This is a genomic window from Mycobacterium sp. NTMscope_MAC_12, from assembly GCF_976985675.1.
Genome location: NZ_CDRJYY010000001.1, coordinates 4,204,725 through 4,221,867 on the forward strand (window position 1 = coordinate 4,204,725; position 17,143 = coordinate 4,221,867).

A 17,143-nucleotide genomic window follows, 5' to 3' on the forward strand; every position below is an offset into this window, starting at 1 on the left:
AGCCCATGAACTTCGCGGGCAAGGCGGCGGCGTCGGCCGACAAGGTCCGCGGCGGCTACTACACCCCCGCGCCGGTGGCACGGTTTTTGGCCCGCTGGGTTCGCGAGGCCGGCCCCAAGATCGTCGAACCCTCCTGCGGTGACGGCGCGATCCTGCGCGAGCTGGCCGCGCTCAGCGACCGCGCCCACGGCGTCGAGCTGATCGCGCGCGAGGCGGCCAAGGCCCGCCGGTTCGCGCCCGTCGACACCGACAGCCTGTTCACCTGGCTGGCCGGCGCCGCTGAAGCCGGGGCCGGCGGCTGGGACGGCGTCGCCGGCAATCCGCCCTACATCCGGTTCGGCAACTGGGCCCCGCAGCACCGCGACCCGGCGCTGGAATTGATGCGGCGCGAGGGCCTGCGGCCGAGCAGGCTGACCAACGCGTGGGTGCCGTTCGTCGTGGCGAGCACGATGTTGGTGCGCGACGGCGGGCGGGTGGGCCTGGTGCTCCCGGCCGAGCTGCTGCAGGTCACCTACGCGGCGCCGTTGCGCGACTTTCTGCTGAGCCGATTCCGCGACATCACGCTGCTGACCTTCGAGCGGCTGGTGTTCGACGGCATCCTGCAGGAGGTCGTGTTGTTCTGCGGCGTCACCGGCCCCGGCCCCGCCCGCATCCGCACCGTGCACCTGCCCGACGCCGACGCGCTGGCGCGGGCGGACCTGGACGCCGAATGGGCGCCCGCGCTGCTGCACGAAAACGAGAAGTGGACCAAGTACTTTCTGGACCCCGCCGCGATCCGGCTGCTGCGCGCGCTCAAGGCCTCCGACGCCTTGCTCCCGCTCGGGTCTCTGGCCGAGGTGGATGTGGGCATCGTGACCGGGCGCAACGCGTTTTTCACCCTGACCGACGCCCAGGCCCGGGAGCGGGGATTGCGGCCGCATTGCGTCCCGCTCGTCTCGCGCAGCGCCCAGCTGTCCGGGCTGATCTACGACACCGATTGCCGGGCAAGCGATGTCGCCTCCGCGCACCGCAGCTGGCTGCTCAACGCGCCACGCGAGCCGGCCGATCCCGCGTTGATCGCCCACATCCGCGCCGGGGAGGTGGCCGGCGTGCACCGCGGCTACAAGTGCTCGATCCGCACGCCCTGGTGGAGCACGCCGTCGCTGTGGGCGCCAGACCTGTTCCTGCTGCGCCAGATTCACCGGGCGCCGCGGTTGACCGTCAATGGTGTGGGCGCCACGAGTACCGACACCGTCCATCGGGTGCGCCTCGCCCGCTCCCGCGGGCGCCCCGTCGACCCGGCGGGGCTGGCCGCGGTGTTCCACAACAGCGTGACGTTCGCCTTCACCGAGGTCATGGGCCGCAGCTACGGCGGGGGCGTGCTGGAGCTCGAACCCCGCGAGGCCGAGCAGCTGCCCGTTCCCGCGCCCGAACACGCCGATCCCGACCTCGCCGGCGACGTCGATTTGCTGTTGAAGGCCAACGAGATCGAGAAGGCGCTCGACCTCGTCGACCGTCGCGTGCTGATCGACGGGCTGGGACTGCCGGCCGAGACCGTGGCGGACTGCCGCGCGGCGTGGGCGTCGCTGGCCCATCGCAGGAAACGGCGGGGCTCGCGGTGAGCCTGCGGGAGTCGGTGATCGCGATCCTGTCCGACTGGGAACCCCCGGACGCGGGCCAGGATTCGTTGCGGCACGCCGTTTTGGCGTTCGTAGCGGCCCGCGAGGACGCGTGCCGCCGCGAGTGCGTGCCGGGGCATGTCACCGCGTCGGCGTTGGTGCTCGATCACAGCGGCGGCCGGGTGCTGCTGACGTTGCATCGTCGCCTGGGCCGCTGGGTGCAGCTGGGCGGCCATTGCGACGACGACGACGCCGACATCGTCGCCGCGGCGATGCGCGAGGCCACCGAGGAGTCCGGGGTCGACGAGCTGCGCATGGAACCCGAATTGGCCGCGGTGCACGTGCATCCGGTGGTGTGCTCGCTGGGCGTGCCCACCCGCCATCTGGATTTGCAGTTCGTGGCGCACGCGCCGGCCGGGGCGCGGATCGCGATCAGCGACGAGTCGGAGGACCTGCGCTGGTGGCCGGCCGACGCGCTGCCCGCCGGGACCGATCACGCGCTGGCGTACCTGGTGTCGCGGGCCACGCGTGCCCGTTAGCCGCCGCGTGTGCGGCTAGCTTCACGTTCGGCCTCGAGCGTGCGGCTGGCTTCACGTTCGGGGACGCGAAGGCACCCCCGCCTTCAGACGTCGCTCGAGTAGCGGATGCCGCCGTCGGGAATGGACACGCCGGGCCACACCCGGGCGCCGCGCAGCAGTTCGCACCGCGCGCCGATGTCGGCGCCATCGCCGATCACGCCGTCGCGCACCAGCGCCCGCGGGCCGATGCGCGCGCCGAAGCCGATGATCGAGCGCTCGATCACGCTGCCGGCCTCGACCTTGGCGCCGTCGAAGATCACCGCGCCGTCGAGCCGGACGCCGGGCCCGATCTCGGCGCCCCGCCCCACCACGGTGCCGCCGATCAGCACCGCGCCCGGGGACACCGCCGCGCCGTCGTGCACCAGCTGCTCGCCGCGGTGGCCGTGCAGGGCGGGCGACGGCGCGATGCCGCGCACCAGATCCGCCGACCCCCGGACGAAGTCTTCCGGGGTGCCCATGTCGCGCCAGTAGCTGGCGTCGACGTAGCCGCAGACCTTGACGCCGGGATCGGACAGCAGCGCGGGGAACACCTCGCGCTCCACCGAAACCTCACGGCCGCGCGGGATCCGGTCGATCATCTCGCGCGAGAACACGTAACAGCCGGCGTTGATCTGGTCGGTCGGCGGATCCTGAGTCTTCTCCAAAAAGGCGGTGACCCTGCCCTCCTCGGTGGTCACGCAGCCAAACGCCCGCGGGTCGCCCACCCGCACCAGGTGCAGGGTGACGTCGGATTCCTGGGCGCGGTGAAAGTCGAGCATCTGGCCCAGGTCGGAGCCCGACAGCACGTCGCCGTTGAACACCATCGCGGTGTCGTGCCGCAGGTGGCCGGCGACATTGGCGATGCCGCCGCCGGTACCCAGCGGGCTCTCCTCGGTGACGTATTCGATCTGCAGGCCCAGCTTGGAGCCGTCACCGAACTCCGCCTCGAATACGCCGGCCCGGTACGACGTGCTCAGGACGACGTGCTCGATGCCCGCCGCGGCGACCCGCGACAGCAGATGGGTGAGGAACGGCAGCCCGGCGGTGGGCAGCATGGGCTTGGGCGCCGACAGCGTCAGCGGCCGCAGCCGGGTGCCCTTGCCGCCGACCAGGATCACGACGTCGACTTGTGGAGTTCCCACCTCAGTGTCGCCCTTCCGCCAGTTTCGCCCGGCCCGACGCGCGCACCGCGCTGCGCACCATCAGGCGGGAACGTACCGCCAACGAGGCGCGCAGCGTCCAGCGCAGCGGCGCGCGCAACCAACCGGCGTGCCGGTCGGCCAGAAACATATACGTGCTCTTGTGATGGGCGGCCAGGTGGCTGGCCGGGTCCCCGCCCGTGGAGTGGCCCTTGTGGTGCAGGACCTCCGCCGACGGCACGTAGACCGACAGCCAGCCGGCCTTGCCGAGCCGGTCGCCGAGGTCGACGTCCTCCATATACATGAAGTAGCGCTCGTCGAAGCCGCCGATCTGGCCGAACGCCGACCGGCGCACCAGCAGGCACGACCCCGACAGCCAGCCGACCGGGCGCTCGCTGGGCTCCAGCCGCTCCTGGCGGTACGCCGCCGACCACGGGTTGGTTTTCCAGAACGGCCCGACGACCGCGTGCATGCCGCCGCGGATCAGGCTGGGCAGATGCCGCGCCGACGGATACACCGACCCGTCGGGATCGCGGACCAGCGGGCCCAGCGCACCGGCCCGCGGCCAGCGCGACGCGGCGTCCAGCAGGGCGTCGATGCTGCCCGGGCCCCACTGCACGTCCGGGTTGGCCACGATCACCCAGTCGTCCTCGCGGTCCAGCTGGGCGACGGCGCGATTCACCGCGGTCCCGTAGCCGACGTTGGCGCCGGTGTGAAACAGCCGCACGTTGGGATAGCGATCGACCGCGGCCTGCGGGGTGCCGTCGGTGGAGCCGTTGTCGGCCAGCAGCACGCACACCTCGCGCTCCGTGGCCAGCGACAGCGAGGCCAGGAAGCGCTCCAGGTGCGGACCCGGTGAATAGGTCACCGTCACGACCGGCAGAACGTCAGTCACGCGTAGAGGGTAACGGTCGATCGGCCGCGACACCGCTGGCAGCGTCGCTTTGCGAGGCGGCCAGGGCCGCGACAAGCGCAGGGCGCCAGGGCCTTAGCGGCCGCAGCCCGGCCGCCGCGGACTGTCCGCTGGCCAGCGCGGAGTAGGCCGGCCGCGGCGCCGGCCGGGGAAAGCGGTCGGTGCCGACCGGCCGCACCCGGGCCGGGTCGGCGCCGCATTCCTCGAAGACGGCGCGGGCCTGGTCGAACCGCGAGACCGCGCCCTCGTTGGCGGCGTGCAGGATCGGGCCGGGCACGCGGTCGTCGACGATCTGCAGCAGCGCGGCGGCCAGGTCGCCGACGTAGGTCGGGGAGCCGATCTGGTCGTCGACGACGTCCACCGGGCCGTCCCCGGCGGCCAGTCGGCGCATGACGGCGACGAAGTCCTTGCCGGTGCCGCCGGTGTAGACCCAGGCGGTGCGGACCACGACCGCCTCGGGCAGCGCCGCCAACACGGCCTGCTCGCCTGCCACCTTGCTGCGGGCGTACACGCCCTGCGGCGCGGTTTGGTCGCTGGGCTCGTACGGCCGGGGCGGCGCGCCGCCGAAGTCGCCGTTAAAGACGTAGTCGGTGGACACGTGGATCAACTGGGCGCCGGCCCGCGCGCAGGCCCGCGCGATGTGCCCGGGACCGGCCTCGTTGACCGCGAAGGCGCCGGCCTCGTCGGTTTCGGCGCCGTCGACATCTGTGTAGGCCGCGCAGTTGATCACCACGTCGCCGCGCTGCACGATCCGCTCGGCCGCCGCGGGGTCGGTGATGTCCCACTGCGCTGACCCGCATGCCAGGACCTCCCGGCCCTGACCTGCCGCCAGCGAGCTCAAATAGCCGCCCAGCTGCCCACCGGCCCCGGCGATCACGATCCTGCCTGACATGGTTCGAGTTTGGCATGGCCGGGCGAAGCCCAGAAAAGCGCGTGGCCCAAGAAATCGCGGGGCGGCGCGGGCCACGCCGCGATTGGCTACCCGTGAAGCTGATGTGTCGCAAGTAATGTAGTGGGATGCCTGTGCAACGTGTGGTTCGTGTGATTACCACCGTGCTGACGCTCGCGGTCGTCGTCGGCACCGGGATCGCGTGGAGCAATGTCCGGTCCTTCGAAGACGGCATCTTTCACATGTCGGCGCCCTCGCTGGGCAAGGGCGGCGACGACGGCGCGATCGACATCCTGCTGGTCGGCCTCGACAGCCGCACCGACGCGCACGGCAACCCGCTGTCCCAAGAGGAACTGGACACGCTGAAGGCCGGCGACGAGGAAGCCACCAACACCGACACGATCATCCTCATCCGGATCCCCAACAACGGGAAGTCGGCGACCGCGATCTCGATCCCGCGCGACTCCTACGTCGCCGCCCCCGGGCTGGGCAAGACCAAGATCAACGGCGTCTACGGCCAGACCCGGGAAGCCAAACGCGCCAGCCTGGTCAGGGCCGGCGATGCCGCGGCGGATGCGGCCGCCCAGGGCACCGAGGCCGGCCGCGAGGCGCTGATCAAGACCGTCGCCGACCTCACCGGCGTCACCGTCGATCACTACGCCGAGATCGGCCTGCTCGGTTTCTCGCTGATCACCGACGCCCTCGGCGGCGTCGACGTCTGCCTCAAAGAGCCCGTGTTCGAACCGCTTTCGGGTGCGGACTTCCCGGCGGGCCCGCAACGGCTCAGCGGCCCGGAGGCGCTCAGCTTCGTGCGCCAGCGCCACGAACTGCCGCGCGGCGACCTGGACCGGGTGGTGCGCCAGCAGGTGGTGATGGCCTCGCTGGCCCATCGGGTCATCTCCGGCAAGACGTTGTCCAGCCCCACCACGGTGCGGCGCCTGGAATCCGCCGTGCAGCGTTCGGTGGTGATCTCGGCCGGGTGGGACGTGATGGATTTCGTGCAGCAGATGCAGAAGCTGGCGGGCGGCAACGTCGCGTTCGCCACCATCCCGGTGCTCGACGGCGCCGGCTGGAGCGACGACGGCATGCAGAGCGTGGTGCGGGTGGACCCGCACCAGGTGGCCGATTGGGTCGGCGGCCTGTTGCACGAGCAGGAGCAGGGCAAGACCGAGGAGATCGCCTACACCCCCGCGAAGACCACCGCCAGCGTCGTCAACGACACCGACATCAACGGGCTGGCCGCGGCCGTGTCGGACGTGTTGAGCGCCAAGGGCTTTGCCGCCGGCACGGTGGGCAACAACGACGGCGGGCACGTCAAGGCCAGCCAGGTCCGCGCCGCCAAGAGCGACGACATGGGGGCAAAAGAGGTCGCCAAGGAACTGGGCGGGTTGCCGGTGATCGCCGACACCTCACTGGCGCCGGGCGCGGTGCGGGTGGTGCTGGCCAACGACTACAGCGGGCCGGGCTCGGGCCTGTCCGGCACCGAATCGATCATGCCCGCCCGGGTGTCCACCGCCGGCGCGGTGACCGCCAACGCGGGCGCTCCCCCGCCGTCGCCGATCCTGACCGCCGGTTCCGACAAGCCGGAGTGCATAAACTAACGACCCGTGCATCAACTGAGCACGCTGAGCGGTGCCATCCTCGATCCGATGCTGCGGTCCGACCCGGTCGGCCCGCGGATCACGTACTACGACGACGCGACCGGCGAGCGCATCGAATTGTCCGGGGTGACGCTGGCCAACTGGGCCGCCAAGACGGGCAACCTGTTGCGCGACGAACTGGGGGCCGGGCCGGCCAGCCGCGTCGCAATCCTGCTGCCCGCGCACTGGCAGACGGCGGCCGTGCTGTTCGGGGTGTGGTGGATCGGCGCCGAGGCGGTGCTGGCGGGCCCGGCCGACCTGGCGCTCTGCACCATCGAGAGGCTGGACGAAGCCGACGACGCGGTGGCGGGAGGCGAGGTCGCGGTGCTGTCGCTCGACGCGTTCGGCCGCCCCGCGCCCGACCTGCCGATCGGCGTGACCGACTACGCCACCGCGGTGCGGGTGCACGGCGACCAGATCGTTCCCGAACCGCGCCCGGGCCCGGCGCTGGGTGGGCGCCCGGTCGACGAGGTGCTTGCGGACTGTCAAACCTCCGCGGCGACAAGGGGTTTGACGTCGAGCGACCGCGTGCTGTCCGGTAAGCCGTGGACCGACCCCGCCGAGCTGGTGGACGGCCTGCTGGCGCTCATGGCCGTCGGCGCCTCGCTGGTGCAGGTGGCCAACGCCGATCCGGACGCGCAGTCGCGCCGCATCGAGACCGAAAAGGTCACCCGGGTGCTGTAACCCGCCCGGCGGGGCCACCGCCGTCGATACATATTGATATCGCAATATTTCGATGTTAACGTCGAGCGGACATGGGCTAAACGCTGAGACGACGAGGAAGGTTGCGGTGATGGCGGTGTACGGGCTCTTGGCGAAGGCGGCAGGGACGGTCGTCACCGGGCTGGTCGGCGTGACGGCCTACGAGGTGGTGCGCAAGGCCGTGGCCAAGGCGCCGCTGCACGAGACCGCGGTGAAGGGCGCCGAGCTCGGGCTCCGCGGCACCCGCAGGGCCGAGGAGGCCGCCGAGTCGGCGCGCCTGCGCCTCGCCGACGTGATGGCCGAGGCCCGCGAGCGCATCGGCGAGGAGGCGCCCACGCCGTCGATCGCCGACACCCACGACCACGAGCACTGATCGCCACGATGGACCTAGCCCTAGTCCCCGACGTTGCAGACGAGGCACGGGCGAATGACCCTGCGCTGCAGGTGATTTCGGATGCCGCCGGGCGCATGCGGGTCTCGGTCACCTGGGTGCGCGCCGATTCGCGGCGCGCCGTCGCGGTCGAGGAGGCCGTCGCCAAGTGCGAGGGCGTGCGCGTGGTGCACGCCTACCCGCGCACCGGATCGGTGGTCGTCTGGTATTCGCCCCGGCGCTGCGACCGGTCCTCGGTGCTCGCGGCCATCGGCGACGCGGCACACGTCGCCGCCGAGCTGATCCCGGTCCGCGCGCCGCATTCCTCCGAGATCCGCAACGCCGACGTGCTGCGCATGGTGATCGGCGGCGCGGCGCTCGGCCTGCTCGGGGTGCGCCGCTACGTGTTCGCCCGGCCGCCGCTGCTCGGCCCCAGCGGCCGGCTGTTCGCCACCGGCGTCACCGTCTTCACCGGCTATCCCTTCCTGCGCGGCGCCCTGCGCTCATTGCGCTCCGGCAGGGCCGGGACCGACGCGCTGGTCTCCGCGGCGACCGTGGCGAGCCTGGTGCTGCGGGAGAACGTCGTCGCGCTGACCGTGCTGTGGCTGCTCAACATCGGTGAGTACCTGCAGGACCTGACGCTGCGACGGACCCGGCGGGCCATCTCGGAGCTGCTGCGCGGCAACCAGGACACGGCATGGCTCCGGCTCGACGACGGCAACGAGGTGCAGGTGCCGATCGACACCGTGCAGATCGGCGACGAGGTCGTGGTGCACGACCACGTCGCGATCCCGGTCGACGGCGAGGTGGTCGACGGCGAGGCCGTCGTCAACCAGTCCGCGATCACCGGGGAGAACCTTCCGGTCAGCATCGTGGCGGGCGCGCACGTGCACGCCGGTTCGGTGGTGGTGCGCGGGCGGCTGGTGGTGCGGGCCAGCGCGGTCGGCAATCAGACCACCATCGGGCGCATCATCGCCCGGGTCGAAGAGGCGCAGCACGACCGGGCGCCGATCCAGACCGTCGGCGAAAACTTCTCTCGCCGTTTCGTTCCCACCTCGTTCATCGTCTCGGCCATCACGCTGGCGGTCACCGGTGACGTCCGCCGGGCGATGACGATGCTGCTCATCGCCTGCCCGTGCGCGGTGGGTTTGGCCACCCCGACGGCGATCAGCGCGGCGATCGGCAACGGCGCGCGCCGCGGGATTCTGATCAAGGGCGGCTCGCATCTCGAGCAGGCCGGCCGGGTGGACGCGATCGTGTTCGACAAGACCGGCACGCTCACAGTCGGGCGGCCGGTGGTCACCAATATCATTGCGCTGCACAAGGACTGGCAGCCCGAGCAGGTGCTGGCCTATGCGGCCAGCTCGGAGATCCACTCCCGCCACCCGCTGGCCGAGGCGGTGATCCGCTCCACCGAGGAGCGCCACATCACCATCCCGCCGCATGAGGAGTGTGAGGTGCTGGTCGGGCTGGGCATGCGGACCTGGGCCGACGGCCGCACCCTGCTGCTGGGCAGCCCCGGGCTGCTGCGTTCCGAAAAGGTCCGGGTGTCCAAGAAGGCGTCGGAATGGGTGGACCGGCTGCGCCGCGAGGCCGAGACGCCGCTGCTGCTGGCGGTCGACGGCAAGCTGGTGGGGTTGATCAGCCTGCGCGACGAGGTGCGGCCGGAGGCCGCCGACGTGCTGAAGCAGTTGCGCGCCAACGGCATTCGCCGGATCGTGATGCTCACCGGCGATCACCCGGACATCGCCGAGGTGGTGGCGGGCGAACTCGGGATCGACGAGTGGCGCGCCGAGGTGATGCCGGAGGACAAGCTCGCGGCGGTGCGCGAACTGCAGGACGCGGGCTTCATCGTCGGCATGGTCGGCGACGGCATCAACGACGCCCCCGCGCTGGCGGCCGCCGACATCGGCATCGCCATGGGGCTGGCCGGAACCGACGTCGCGGTGGAGACCGCCGACGTGGCGCTGGCCAACGACGACCTGCACCGCCTGCTCGACGTGCGGGACCTGGGGGCCCGCGCCGTCGACGTCATCCGGGAGAACTACAGCATGTCCATCGCCGTCAACGCCGCCGGGCTGATCATCGGCGCGGGCGGCGCGCTGTCCCCGGTGCTGGCGGCGATCCTGCACAACGCGTCGTCGGTGGCGGTGGTGGCCAACAGCTCCCGGCTTATCAGATATCGGCTGGATGTGCCGCCCGACAACGGTGATCGCCAGCGCGGCGAAGCCGGGCGCAGCGGGTCACCGAGCGACAGCGGTGAGCGCGGCGGAAGCTAGCAGCCGCACTGCTCGCCGCGCCAAGCGCGCACGCCCTGCCACACGGCGACACCGGCGATCGCGAGCCCCACGGCGGGGTCGATCCACCATGCGCTCGACCACAGCGCCGTCGCGGCAAGGCCGATCAGCACGCCGGCGGCCTGGGCGGCGCACAGGTAGTTCTGGATGCCCTCGGCCTCGGTGGCTCCCGAGCCCAACCGCGCACCCAGCCGGTGATTGGCCCGGCCCAGCACCGGCATGAGCAGCAGGGCCAGGGCGGTCAGCGCGATGCCGATCACCGACGTCTCGGCGCGGTGGTCACCGGCCAGCTCGCGGATGGATTCGGCGGCGATGTACGGGGCGGTCAGCCAGAACGACACCGCGACGCCGCGTTGCGCGCGCCGCTCGGCGGTGTGGGAAAAAGTGCGCGCACCGCTGAACCGCCACACCACCATCGCGCTGGCCAGCGCCTCCGACGCCCCACCGAGGGCCCATCCGGTCAGGGCGATGGAGCCGACCGAGAACCCCTGCCACAGCCCGACGACGCCCTCGACGAGCACGACGGCCAGGCTGATCCACGCCAGCCGGCGTGCCCATGCGGCGCCGCGCGTGAATTCGGCGTCGTGCGCGGCGGTGCATTCCCGCGCGAGGGCAACCGAAGTGGTCATTGGGCCAGGTTAGCGAGCGCACGGCGGGGCCGGTGCCGCAACACCCGGCCGTGATCGATCTGTGTCGCGGCGCGGCGCGGCCCGCGGGCCGCGGCCCGGCGCGGGTAGTTATTGTTGCTAACCAGTAGACCCGAAGGGAATTCCGCGATGGCGCGCACCGACGACGACACCTGGGACCTGGCCACCAGCGTGGGGGCGACCGCCACCATGGTGGCCGCGGGACGGGCCCGGGCCACCCGGGACGGGCTGATCGACGACCGGTTCGCCGAGCCGCTGGTGCGCGCGGTCGGTGTCGACTTCATGACCCGGTGGGCCGCCGGCGAACTCGACGCCGACGACGTCGACGAGCCCGGCGCCGCGTGGGGCATGCAGCGCATGACCGACATGATGGCCGCCCGCACCCGCTACATCGACGCGTTCTTCGCCGAGGCGGGGGCCGCCGGCATCCACCAGGTGGTCATCCTCGCCTCCGGCCTGGATGCGCGCGCCTACCGGCTGCCCTGGGCCGCGGGCACCACGGTGTTCGAGATCGACCAGCCGCAGGTCCTCGAATTCAAGGCCGCCACCATCGCCGAACTCGGCGCCCGGCCGACCGCCGAGGTCCGCACCGTCCCGGTCGACCTGCGCCACGACTGGCCGTCGGCGCTGCGCGGGGCCGGGTTCGACAGCGGGCGGCCCGCCGCCTGGGCCGCCGAGGGGCTGATCGGCTTCCTGCCGCCCGAGGCCCAGGACCGGTTGCTGGACAACATCACCGCGCTGTCCGCCGATGGCAGCCAACTGATGGCCGAGGTCTTCGCGAACACCGGCGCCAGCGGGGACGCGCTGAACGCGGCGAGCGAAAAGTGGCGGCAGCGCGGCCTCGACATCGCGCTGGGCGATCTGGGGTTCCCCGGGCCGCGCAATGACGTGGCGGCCTATCTGCAGCAGCGGGGCTGGCAACCGGCGCGCACCCCGCTGAACCAGCTGCTGGCCAACGCCGGGCTGCCGCTGCAGTCGACCGACCCCGAGGCACCCTTCGCCCAGAACTACTACTGCACCGCGGTGCTCAACGCGGCGCGTTAAAAGGAAGGCAGACACCGTGCCAAACAGCAAGCCGCCCAAGCCGCTTGACGGATTCCGGGTTCTCGACTTCACCCAGAACATCGCCGGGCCGATGGCAGGCCAGGTGCTGGCCGACCTGGGGGCTGAGGTCATCAAGGTCGAAGCACCCGTCGGCGAGGCCGCCCGCCACATCACCGCGGTCCTGCCCGGCCGCCCGCCGCTGGCCACCCTGTTCCTGCCCCACAACCGGGGCAAGAAGTCGGTGATGGCGGACCTGCGCAGCGACGAGGCCAAGCAGCAGATCATGCGACTGGTCGACACCGCCGACGTTGTGCTGGAAGGGTTTCGGCCCGGGGTGATGGAACGCATGGGCCTGGGACCCGACGAGCTGCAAGCCCGCAACCCCCAACTCGTCTACGCGCGCCTGTCAGCCTACGGCGGCAACGGCCCGGAGGGCAGCCGGCCCGGCGTGGACCTGATGGTCGCCGCCGAATCGGGCATGACGACCGGGATGCCGACGCCCAGCGGCAAACCCCAGATCATTCCGTTCCAGCTCGTCGACGCCGCCAGCGGTCACGTGCTGGCGCAGGCGGTGCTGGCCGCGCTGCTCAACCGCGAGCGCCACGGGGTAGCCGACGTCGTGCGCGTCGCCATGTACGACGTCGCGATCAGCCTGCAGGCCAGCCAGCTGACCATCCACCTGAACAAGCCGAACGCGGAACCCAAGCCGTCCGATTCCACGTCAAAACCCAAGCGGCGCAAGGGCGTCGGGTTCGCCACCCAGCCGTCGGACGCCTTCAAGGCCGCCGACGGCTACCTGGTGATCAGCGCGTACGTGCCCAAGCACTGGGACAAGCTGTGCGAGATCATCGGCCGCCCCGACATGCGCGACGACGAACGGTTCATCGACCAGCGCGCCCGCGCGCTCAACTATCCGGAGCTCACCGAGGAACTCGAGAAGGCGCTGGCCGCCAAGACCGCCGACGAATGGGTCCGGCTGCTCCAGGAGGGCGGCCTGATGGCCTGCCACGCCTACACCTGGAAGCAGGTGGTCGGCACCGCGCTGTTCGCCGAGAACGAGCTCGCCCTGCCGGTCGGCGAGGGCGAGGACGCGGTCACCGTAATCCGCACCCCGGCACGGTATTCCAGCTTCGACGCTGACGCCACCGATCCTCCCCCGGCCCTCGGGCAGCACACCGAGGAGTATCTGGGCGCACCGCAACCCGCATCGTGAGCCTCACGGCGTCAGCTTGACCACCCGGTCGTTGCCGCGGTCGGCGACGTAGACGTTCCGGTCCTTGTCGACCGCCACCGCCAGGGGCGTGTTGAGCCCGTTGAACGGCAGGACGGTCGGCGCGTTCGAGCCCGCCGGGAACTTCAGCACGTCACTCTTGTCGTGTTCGGTGACGTAGACGGTGCCGCTGTTGTCCACCGCGATGCCCCACGGCACAGAGATGTTCTGGAAGGGTAACTCCGCCTGGGTATTTGAATTGGCGTCGAGCTTCACGATCCTGTTGTTGTCGGTATCGGCGACGTACACGGTGCCCGCGGCGTCGACGGCGACACCATCGGGATTCTTGAGTCCGGTGAACGGCAACTCGGTCTGGGTCTTGGATCCCGCCGCCAGCTTCACCACCCTGCTGTTACCGCGGTCGGCGACGTACACGTTGCCCTGGCTGTCGACCGCGACGCCCTCGGGATAGCTCAGACCCGAAAACGGCAGCACCTTCTGGTCGTTGGAGCCCGCGGCCAGGCTGACCACCCGGTTGTTGAAGTCGGCGACGTACACCGTGCCCGCACCGTCGACGGCCAGACCCTGTGGCTCATACAGCCCGTGGAACGGCAGCACCGTCGTGGCGTTCGAACCGGCCGTCAGCTTCACCACCCGGCCGTACATGCCTTCGCTGGTGACGTAGACGTCGCCGGCGCTGTCCAGCGCCACCCCGCCCGGGGACAGGCGGAAGTCAATGCCGTTGAACGGCAACACACTTTGGCCCGATGCCTGCTCTGCCGGCCCCGAGGACCGCGTGGACAGGTAACCGGCGACCGCCAGGATGAACGCGACGAGGGCGACGAGCGCGATGGCGCCGACGATGATCCACTGTTTGCGTTTGGGGTCCATTGGCACGGGGGGCCTCCTGAAGTCCGGCCCGGACCCGTAGGTGTGGCCGAATGTCGTCGTTGGGGCGGGGCGAATCAGTGACGGGTTATGGCCGGAGCGCTCCGACCAACCGGTGCCGCCCGTCCTCGGGGCCACCGGACCCGCCATGGTCTCGGCGCTGGGCCATGAGGGCGGCTCGCGCCCGGGGAGCGGGCCCGACGCCTCCGCACGCTGGACGGCGTTTTCCCCCTCCCGCAGGATCGTGGTGGCCTTGCGCTGCTCGGACGTGGTCAGCGCGTCATGGGCCGCGGCGGCGAATTCGCCCGCGGTGCGGTAGCGCTCCTCGGGACGTTTGGCCATGCCCTTGGCGATCACCTGATCCAAAGCGGGCGGAAACGCGCCGGGGCGCAGTTGGCTGGGCGACGGGGGCGTCTTCGTCAGGTGCGCGGCGACCAGCCGTTCGATCGTGTCGGCCCGGTACGGCGGCGAGCCGGTCAGGCATTCACTCAAAACACAGGCGAGCGAATAGATGTCGGCGCTGTGGGTGACGGTGTCGTCGGTGAATCGTTCCGGGGCCATGTAATAATACGTGCCGATCGCGGTCCCGAACTGGGTCAACCCCGGATCGGTTGCGGCCCGGGCGATTCCGAAATCCGCCAGGTACGCGAAGTCGCTGCCGGTGATCAGGATGTTTCCCGGTGTCACGTCGCGGTGCGTCACCCCCACGGCGTGGGCCGCGTCCAGCGCGGCGGCGACCTGGCTGATGATGGCGATCGCCCGCGGTGCGGCCAGCGGACCGTCCCGGCGCAACAGCGTGCCCAGATCGACGCCGTCGACGAGGCGCATGTCCACATAGAATCGGCCGTCGATCTCGCCGTAGTCGTGGATCGGCACCACATGTGGTTCGGTCAGCCGGCCGGCGATATCGGCCTCGCGCTGCAGGCGCGCCCGGAACTCCGAGTTGCCGGAGAACTGCTGCGAGATCAGTTTCAGGGCCACCATGCGGTGCTTGCGGGTGTCCTCGGCCTCGTACACCTCACCCATGCCGCCCTGCCGCAGCAGGCGCACCAGCCGGTAGGGGCCGAACCAGGACCCGGCCCGCGAGGCCGGCCCGCTATCGCTCACCGTCGAGTCTCCATGTCACGAAATCGCATTGACCGCGCCCGACAGCTTCGCCGTGAACGAGCTGGGCAGCGGGATGGAACCGTACTGATCCAGACCCTCCTGGCCCGGACCGATCGCGGCCTGCATGAATGCCTTCACCGCCGTGCCCGTCGCCGCGTCCGGATACTTCGAGCAGACGATTTCGTAGGTCGCCAGCACGATCGGGTACGCGCCGGACTGTGTCGGCTTGTAGAAGGACGAGGTGTCGAGCACCAGGTCGTTGCCCTGCCCCTTGAACGTCGCCCCGGCGATCGTCTTCTCGACGGAGTCCTTGGTGATCGGCACCGCGTCCGGGCCCGCCGAGGTGATGATCGAAGCCATGGTCAGCTGCTTGCCCACCGCGAACGACCACTCGTTGTAGGTGATCGACCCCTCGGTGTTCTGCAGCAGCGCGGACGTGCCGTTGTTCCCGCTGGCGCCCTGCCCGACGCCGCCGTTGAACACCTCGCTGTCGCCCTTGCCCCAGGCGCCGTCGGACGCGCCGTCGAGGTACTTCTGGAAGTTGGCGGTGGTACCGGATTTGTCGCTGCGGAAGATGACCGTGATGGGCGTCGACGGCAGGTTGAGGCCCGAGTTGATCGCCTTCAGCGCCGGATCGTCCCACTTGGTGATGGTGCCGTTGAAGATCTTCGCGACGGTGGGCCCGTCCAGTTTCAGCCCGTTCACCCCGGTGAGGTGGTAGGTGACCGCGATCGGCCCGAACACCGTGGGCAGATCCCAGGCCGGCGAGCCGCACCGCTGGGCCGCCCGGTCGTTCTGACCGGTGGACGGATCCAGCGGGACGTCGGACCCGGCGAGATCGGTTTGGTTGTTGAGGAACTCGGTCACGCCGGCGCCGGATCCGTTGGCGTCGTAGTCGAGCGTGTAGCCCGGGCAGGCCCGGACGTAGGCGTAGACGAACTGCTCGATGGCGTTTTGCTGCGCTGTCGAGCCGCTGTCTTTCAGGACCTTCTTACCGCCGCAGTCCACCGGCGCCGTCTTGGCGTTCGATCCCGACGACGAGTTGTTGTCGCCGCATCCCGCCAGCGCGAGGGCGACGGCGGCCACCAGGCTCAGTGCGACGCCAGATCGAGCGATCCTCACGAAACTCCTTTGATCGTCAACAAAAGTTAACCAATCGCGAATATACAAACCCTTGACAAAGAATAAGAGGTTAATGGCCGGTGACCGGGTGCCGGTCGCAAACACGTAGCATTGGCTGTCAATGCGTCGCGAACAACAGCTACCGGCCGCAGTTGCGGCTCCTGTCGCCGATGGCGGCCAGCTCATGCGGGCTGTCGACCTCACCCTGGGGTTCGGCCCCAAAACGGTCCTCGAGCAGGTCAGTCTCGACTTCCCCGCCCGTTCCGTCACCACCCTGCTGGGGCCGACCGGGTCGGGCAAGACCACCTTCCTGCGCACCCTGAACCGGATGAACGACAAGGTCTCCGGTTTCCGGCACAGCGGCGACGTCCTGTTGGGCGGGCGCACCATCTTCGCCGACCGCGACCTGATGGAGTTTCGCCGCAGCGTCGGCATGCTGTTCCAGCGTCCCAATCCGTTCCCGATGTCGATCATGGACAACGTCGTGGCCGGCGTGCGCGCGCACAAAATGGCGCCGCGCAAGGAATTCAAGAACGTCGCCGAGGCCCGGCTCACCGAGGTCGGCCTGTGGGACGCGGTCAAGGATCGGCTCGGCGATTCCCCGTTCCGGCTCTCCGGTGGCCAGCAGCAGTTGTTGTGCCTGGCCCGCGCGCTCGCCGTCAACCCGGACGTGCTGTTGCTCGACGAGCCCACCTCCTCGCTGGACCCGACCACGACCGAAAAGATCGAGGGACTCATCCGATCGCTCGCCGACCGGCTGACCGTGATCATGGTGACCCACGACCTCGCGCAGGCCGCCCGCAGCGGTGACCGGACCGCCTTCTTCTTCGAGGGCCGGCTGGTCGAGGAGGGGCCGACCAAGCAGTTGTTCCTGTCGCCGAAGCATGAGGAGACCGTCCGCTACTTCGCGCCGTTCCGGCCGGCGCAGGGCTCGGATCAGGGCTCCACGCACACGGCCGGGGTCTCGGAAAGCGTCTCAGAAAGCCAATAGCGGGAAAGGGTCTCGCCGGGGAAGAGGAA

15 protein-coding genes are annotated in these 17,143 nt (G+C 70.5%); 9 read left to right on the top strand and 6 right to left on the bottom strand.

Annotated elements, in window-relative coordinates; all coding sequences use genetic code 11:
- Positions 1-5 precede the first annotated feature (5 nt).
- Entirely contained in the window at positions 6-1,601 is a 1,596-nt protein-coding gene (locus tag AC0KS4_RS19355; protein ID WP_238956687.1) for a class I SAM-dependent methyltransferase, read from the top strand.
- Positions 1,598-2,137, top strand: coding sequence for an NUDIX hydrolase (locus tag AC0KS4_RS19360; RefSeq protein WP_238956688.1), 540 nt, complete (start codon positions 1,598-1,600; stop codon positions 2,135-2,137). Before AC0KS4_RS19355 ends, AC0KS4_RS19360 begins: the two co-directional genes overlap by 4 nt.
- Before the next feature lie 83 nt (positions 2,138-2,220).
- Here the strand turns inward: AC0KS4_RS19360 and manB are convergent, their stop codons facing one another.
- From manB to rfbD, 3 genes are read right to left on the bottom strand one after another with little or no spacing between them, the layout of a single operon-like run.
- Positions 2,221-3,297, bottom strand: coding sequence for a mannose-1-phosphate guanylyltransferase (gene manB / locus AC0KS4_RS19365; protein WP_238956689.1), 1,077 nt, complete (start codon positions 3,295-3,297; stop codon positions 2,221-2,223).
- A 1-nt stretch (position 3,298) separates the two neighbouring features.
- On the bottom strand, positions 3,299-4,189 hold the full coding sequence (locus tag AC0KS4_RS19370) for a glycosyltransferase family 2 protein (protein WP_238956690.1): 891 nt from the start codon (positions 4,187-4,189) through the stop codon (positions 3,299-3,301).
- Positions 4,182-5,099 carry a dTDP-4-dehydrorhamnose reductase gene (rfbD, locus tag AC0KS4_RS19375; protein WP_238956691.1) on the bottom strand — a complete coding sequence of 306 codons (918 nt, stop codon included), beginning with the start codon at positions 5,097-5,099 and terminating at the stop codon, positions 4,182-4,184. Before rfbD ends, AC0KS4_RS19370 begins: the two co-directional genes overlap by 8 nt.
- A 125-nt stretch (positions 5,100-5,224) precedes the next feature.
- Between rfbD and AC0KS4_RS19380 the strand changes: the two genes are divergently transcribed.
- The 4 genes from AC0KS4_RS19380 to ctpC all read left to right on the top strand — a co-directional run bounded on the left by AC0KS4_RS19380 (position 5,225) and on the right by ctpC (position 10,087).
- Complete coding sequence (locus tag AC0KS4_RS19380; RefSeq protein WP_238956692.1) at positions 5,225-6,697, top strand: LCP family protein; 1,473 nt, start codon at positions 5,225-5,227, stop codon at positions 6,695-6,697.
- A gap of 6 nt (positions 6,698-6,703) precedes the next feature.
- Complete coding sequence (locus AC0KS4_RS19385; protein ID WP_238956693.1) at positions 6,704-7,420, top strand: TIGR03089 family protein; 717 nt, start codon at positions 6,704-6,706, stop codon at positions 7,418-7,420.
- Positions 7,421-7,529: 109 nt separating this feature from the next.
- Positions 7,530-7,811 carry a DUF1490 family protein gene (locus AC0KS4_RS19390; protein ID WP_225328978.1) on the top strand — a complete coding sequence of 94 codons (282 nt, stop codon included), beginning with the start codon at positions 7,530-7,532 and terminating at the stop codon, positions 7,809-7,811.
- Between the two features lie 8 nt (positions 7,812-7,819).
- Positions 7,820-10,087, top strand: coding sequence for a manganese-exporting P-type ATPase CtpC (gene ctpC, locus AC0KS4_RS19395; protein WP_238956694.1), 2,268 nt, complete (start codon positions 7,820-7,822; stop codon positions 10,085-10,087).
- Here the strand turns inward: ctpC and AC0KS4_RS19400 are convergent.
- Positions 10,084-10,734 carry a cation efflux transmembrane domain-containing protein gene (locus AC0KS4_RS19400; RefSeq protein WP_238956695.1) on the bottom strand — a complete coding sequence of 217 codons (651 nt, stop codon included), beginning with the start codon at positions 10,732-10,734 and terminating at the stop codon, positions 10,084-10,086. The two genes, ctpC and AC0KS4_RS19400, sit on opposite strands and share 4 nt — an antisense overlap.
- 147 nt (positions 10,735-10,881) lie before the next feature.
- On the opposite strand from AC0KS4_RS19400, the gene AC0KS4_RS19405 reads away from it, so the two are divergent.
- Positions 10,882-11,796: a class I SAM-dependent methyltransferase gene (locus AC0KS4_RS19405; RefSeq protein WP_238956696.1), complete on the top strand. Its 915-nt coding sequence runs from the start codon at positions 10,882-10,884 to the stop codon at positions 11,794-11,796.
- A gap of 16 nt (positions 11,797-11,812) precedes the next feature.
- Positions 11,813-13,009, top strand: coding sequence for a CaiB/BaiF CoA transferase family protein (locus AC0KS4_RS19410; RefSeq protein ID WP_238956697.1), 1,197 nt, complete (start codon positions 11,813-11,815; stop codon positions 13,007-13,009).
- 3 nt (positions 13,010-13,012) lie between these two features.
- Here the strand turns inward: AC0KS4_RS19410 and AC0KS4_RS19415 are convergent, their stop codons facing one another.
- Positions 13,013-15,001, bottom strand: coding sequence for a serine/threonine-protein kinase PknD (locus AC0KS4_RS19415; RefSeq protein WP_238956698.1), 1,989 nt, complete (start codon positions 14,999-15,001; stop codon positions 13,013-13,015).
- Positions 15,002-15,016: 15 nt separating this feature from the next.
- On the bottom strand, positions 15,017-16,123 hold the full coding sequence (gene pstS / locus AC0KS4_RS19420) for a phosphate ABC transporter substrate-binding protein PstS (protein ID WP_238956699.1): 1,107 nt from the start codon (positions 16,121-16,123) through the stop codon (positions 15,017-15,019).
- Positions 16,124-16,307: 184 nt separating this feature from the next.
- Between pstS and AC0KS4_RS19425 the strand changes: the two genes are divergently transcribed.
- Entirely contained in the window at positions 16,308-17,114 is an 807-nt protein-coding gene (locus AC0KS4_RS19425; protein ID WP_238956700.1) for an ATP-binding cassette domain-containing protein, read from the top strand.
- Positions 17,115-17,143 lie beyond the last annotated feature (29 nt).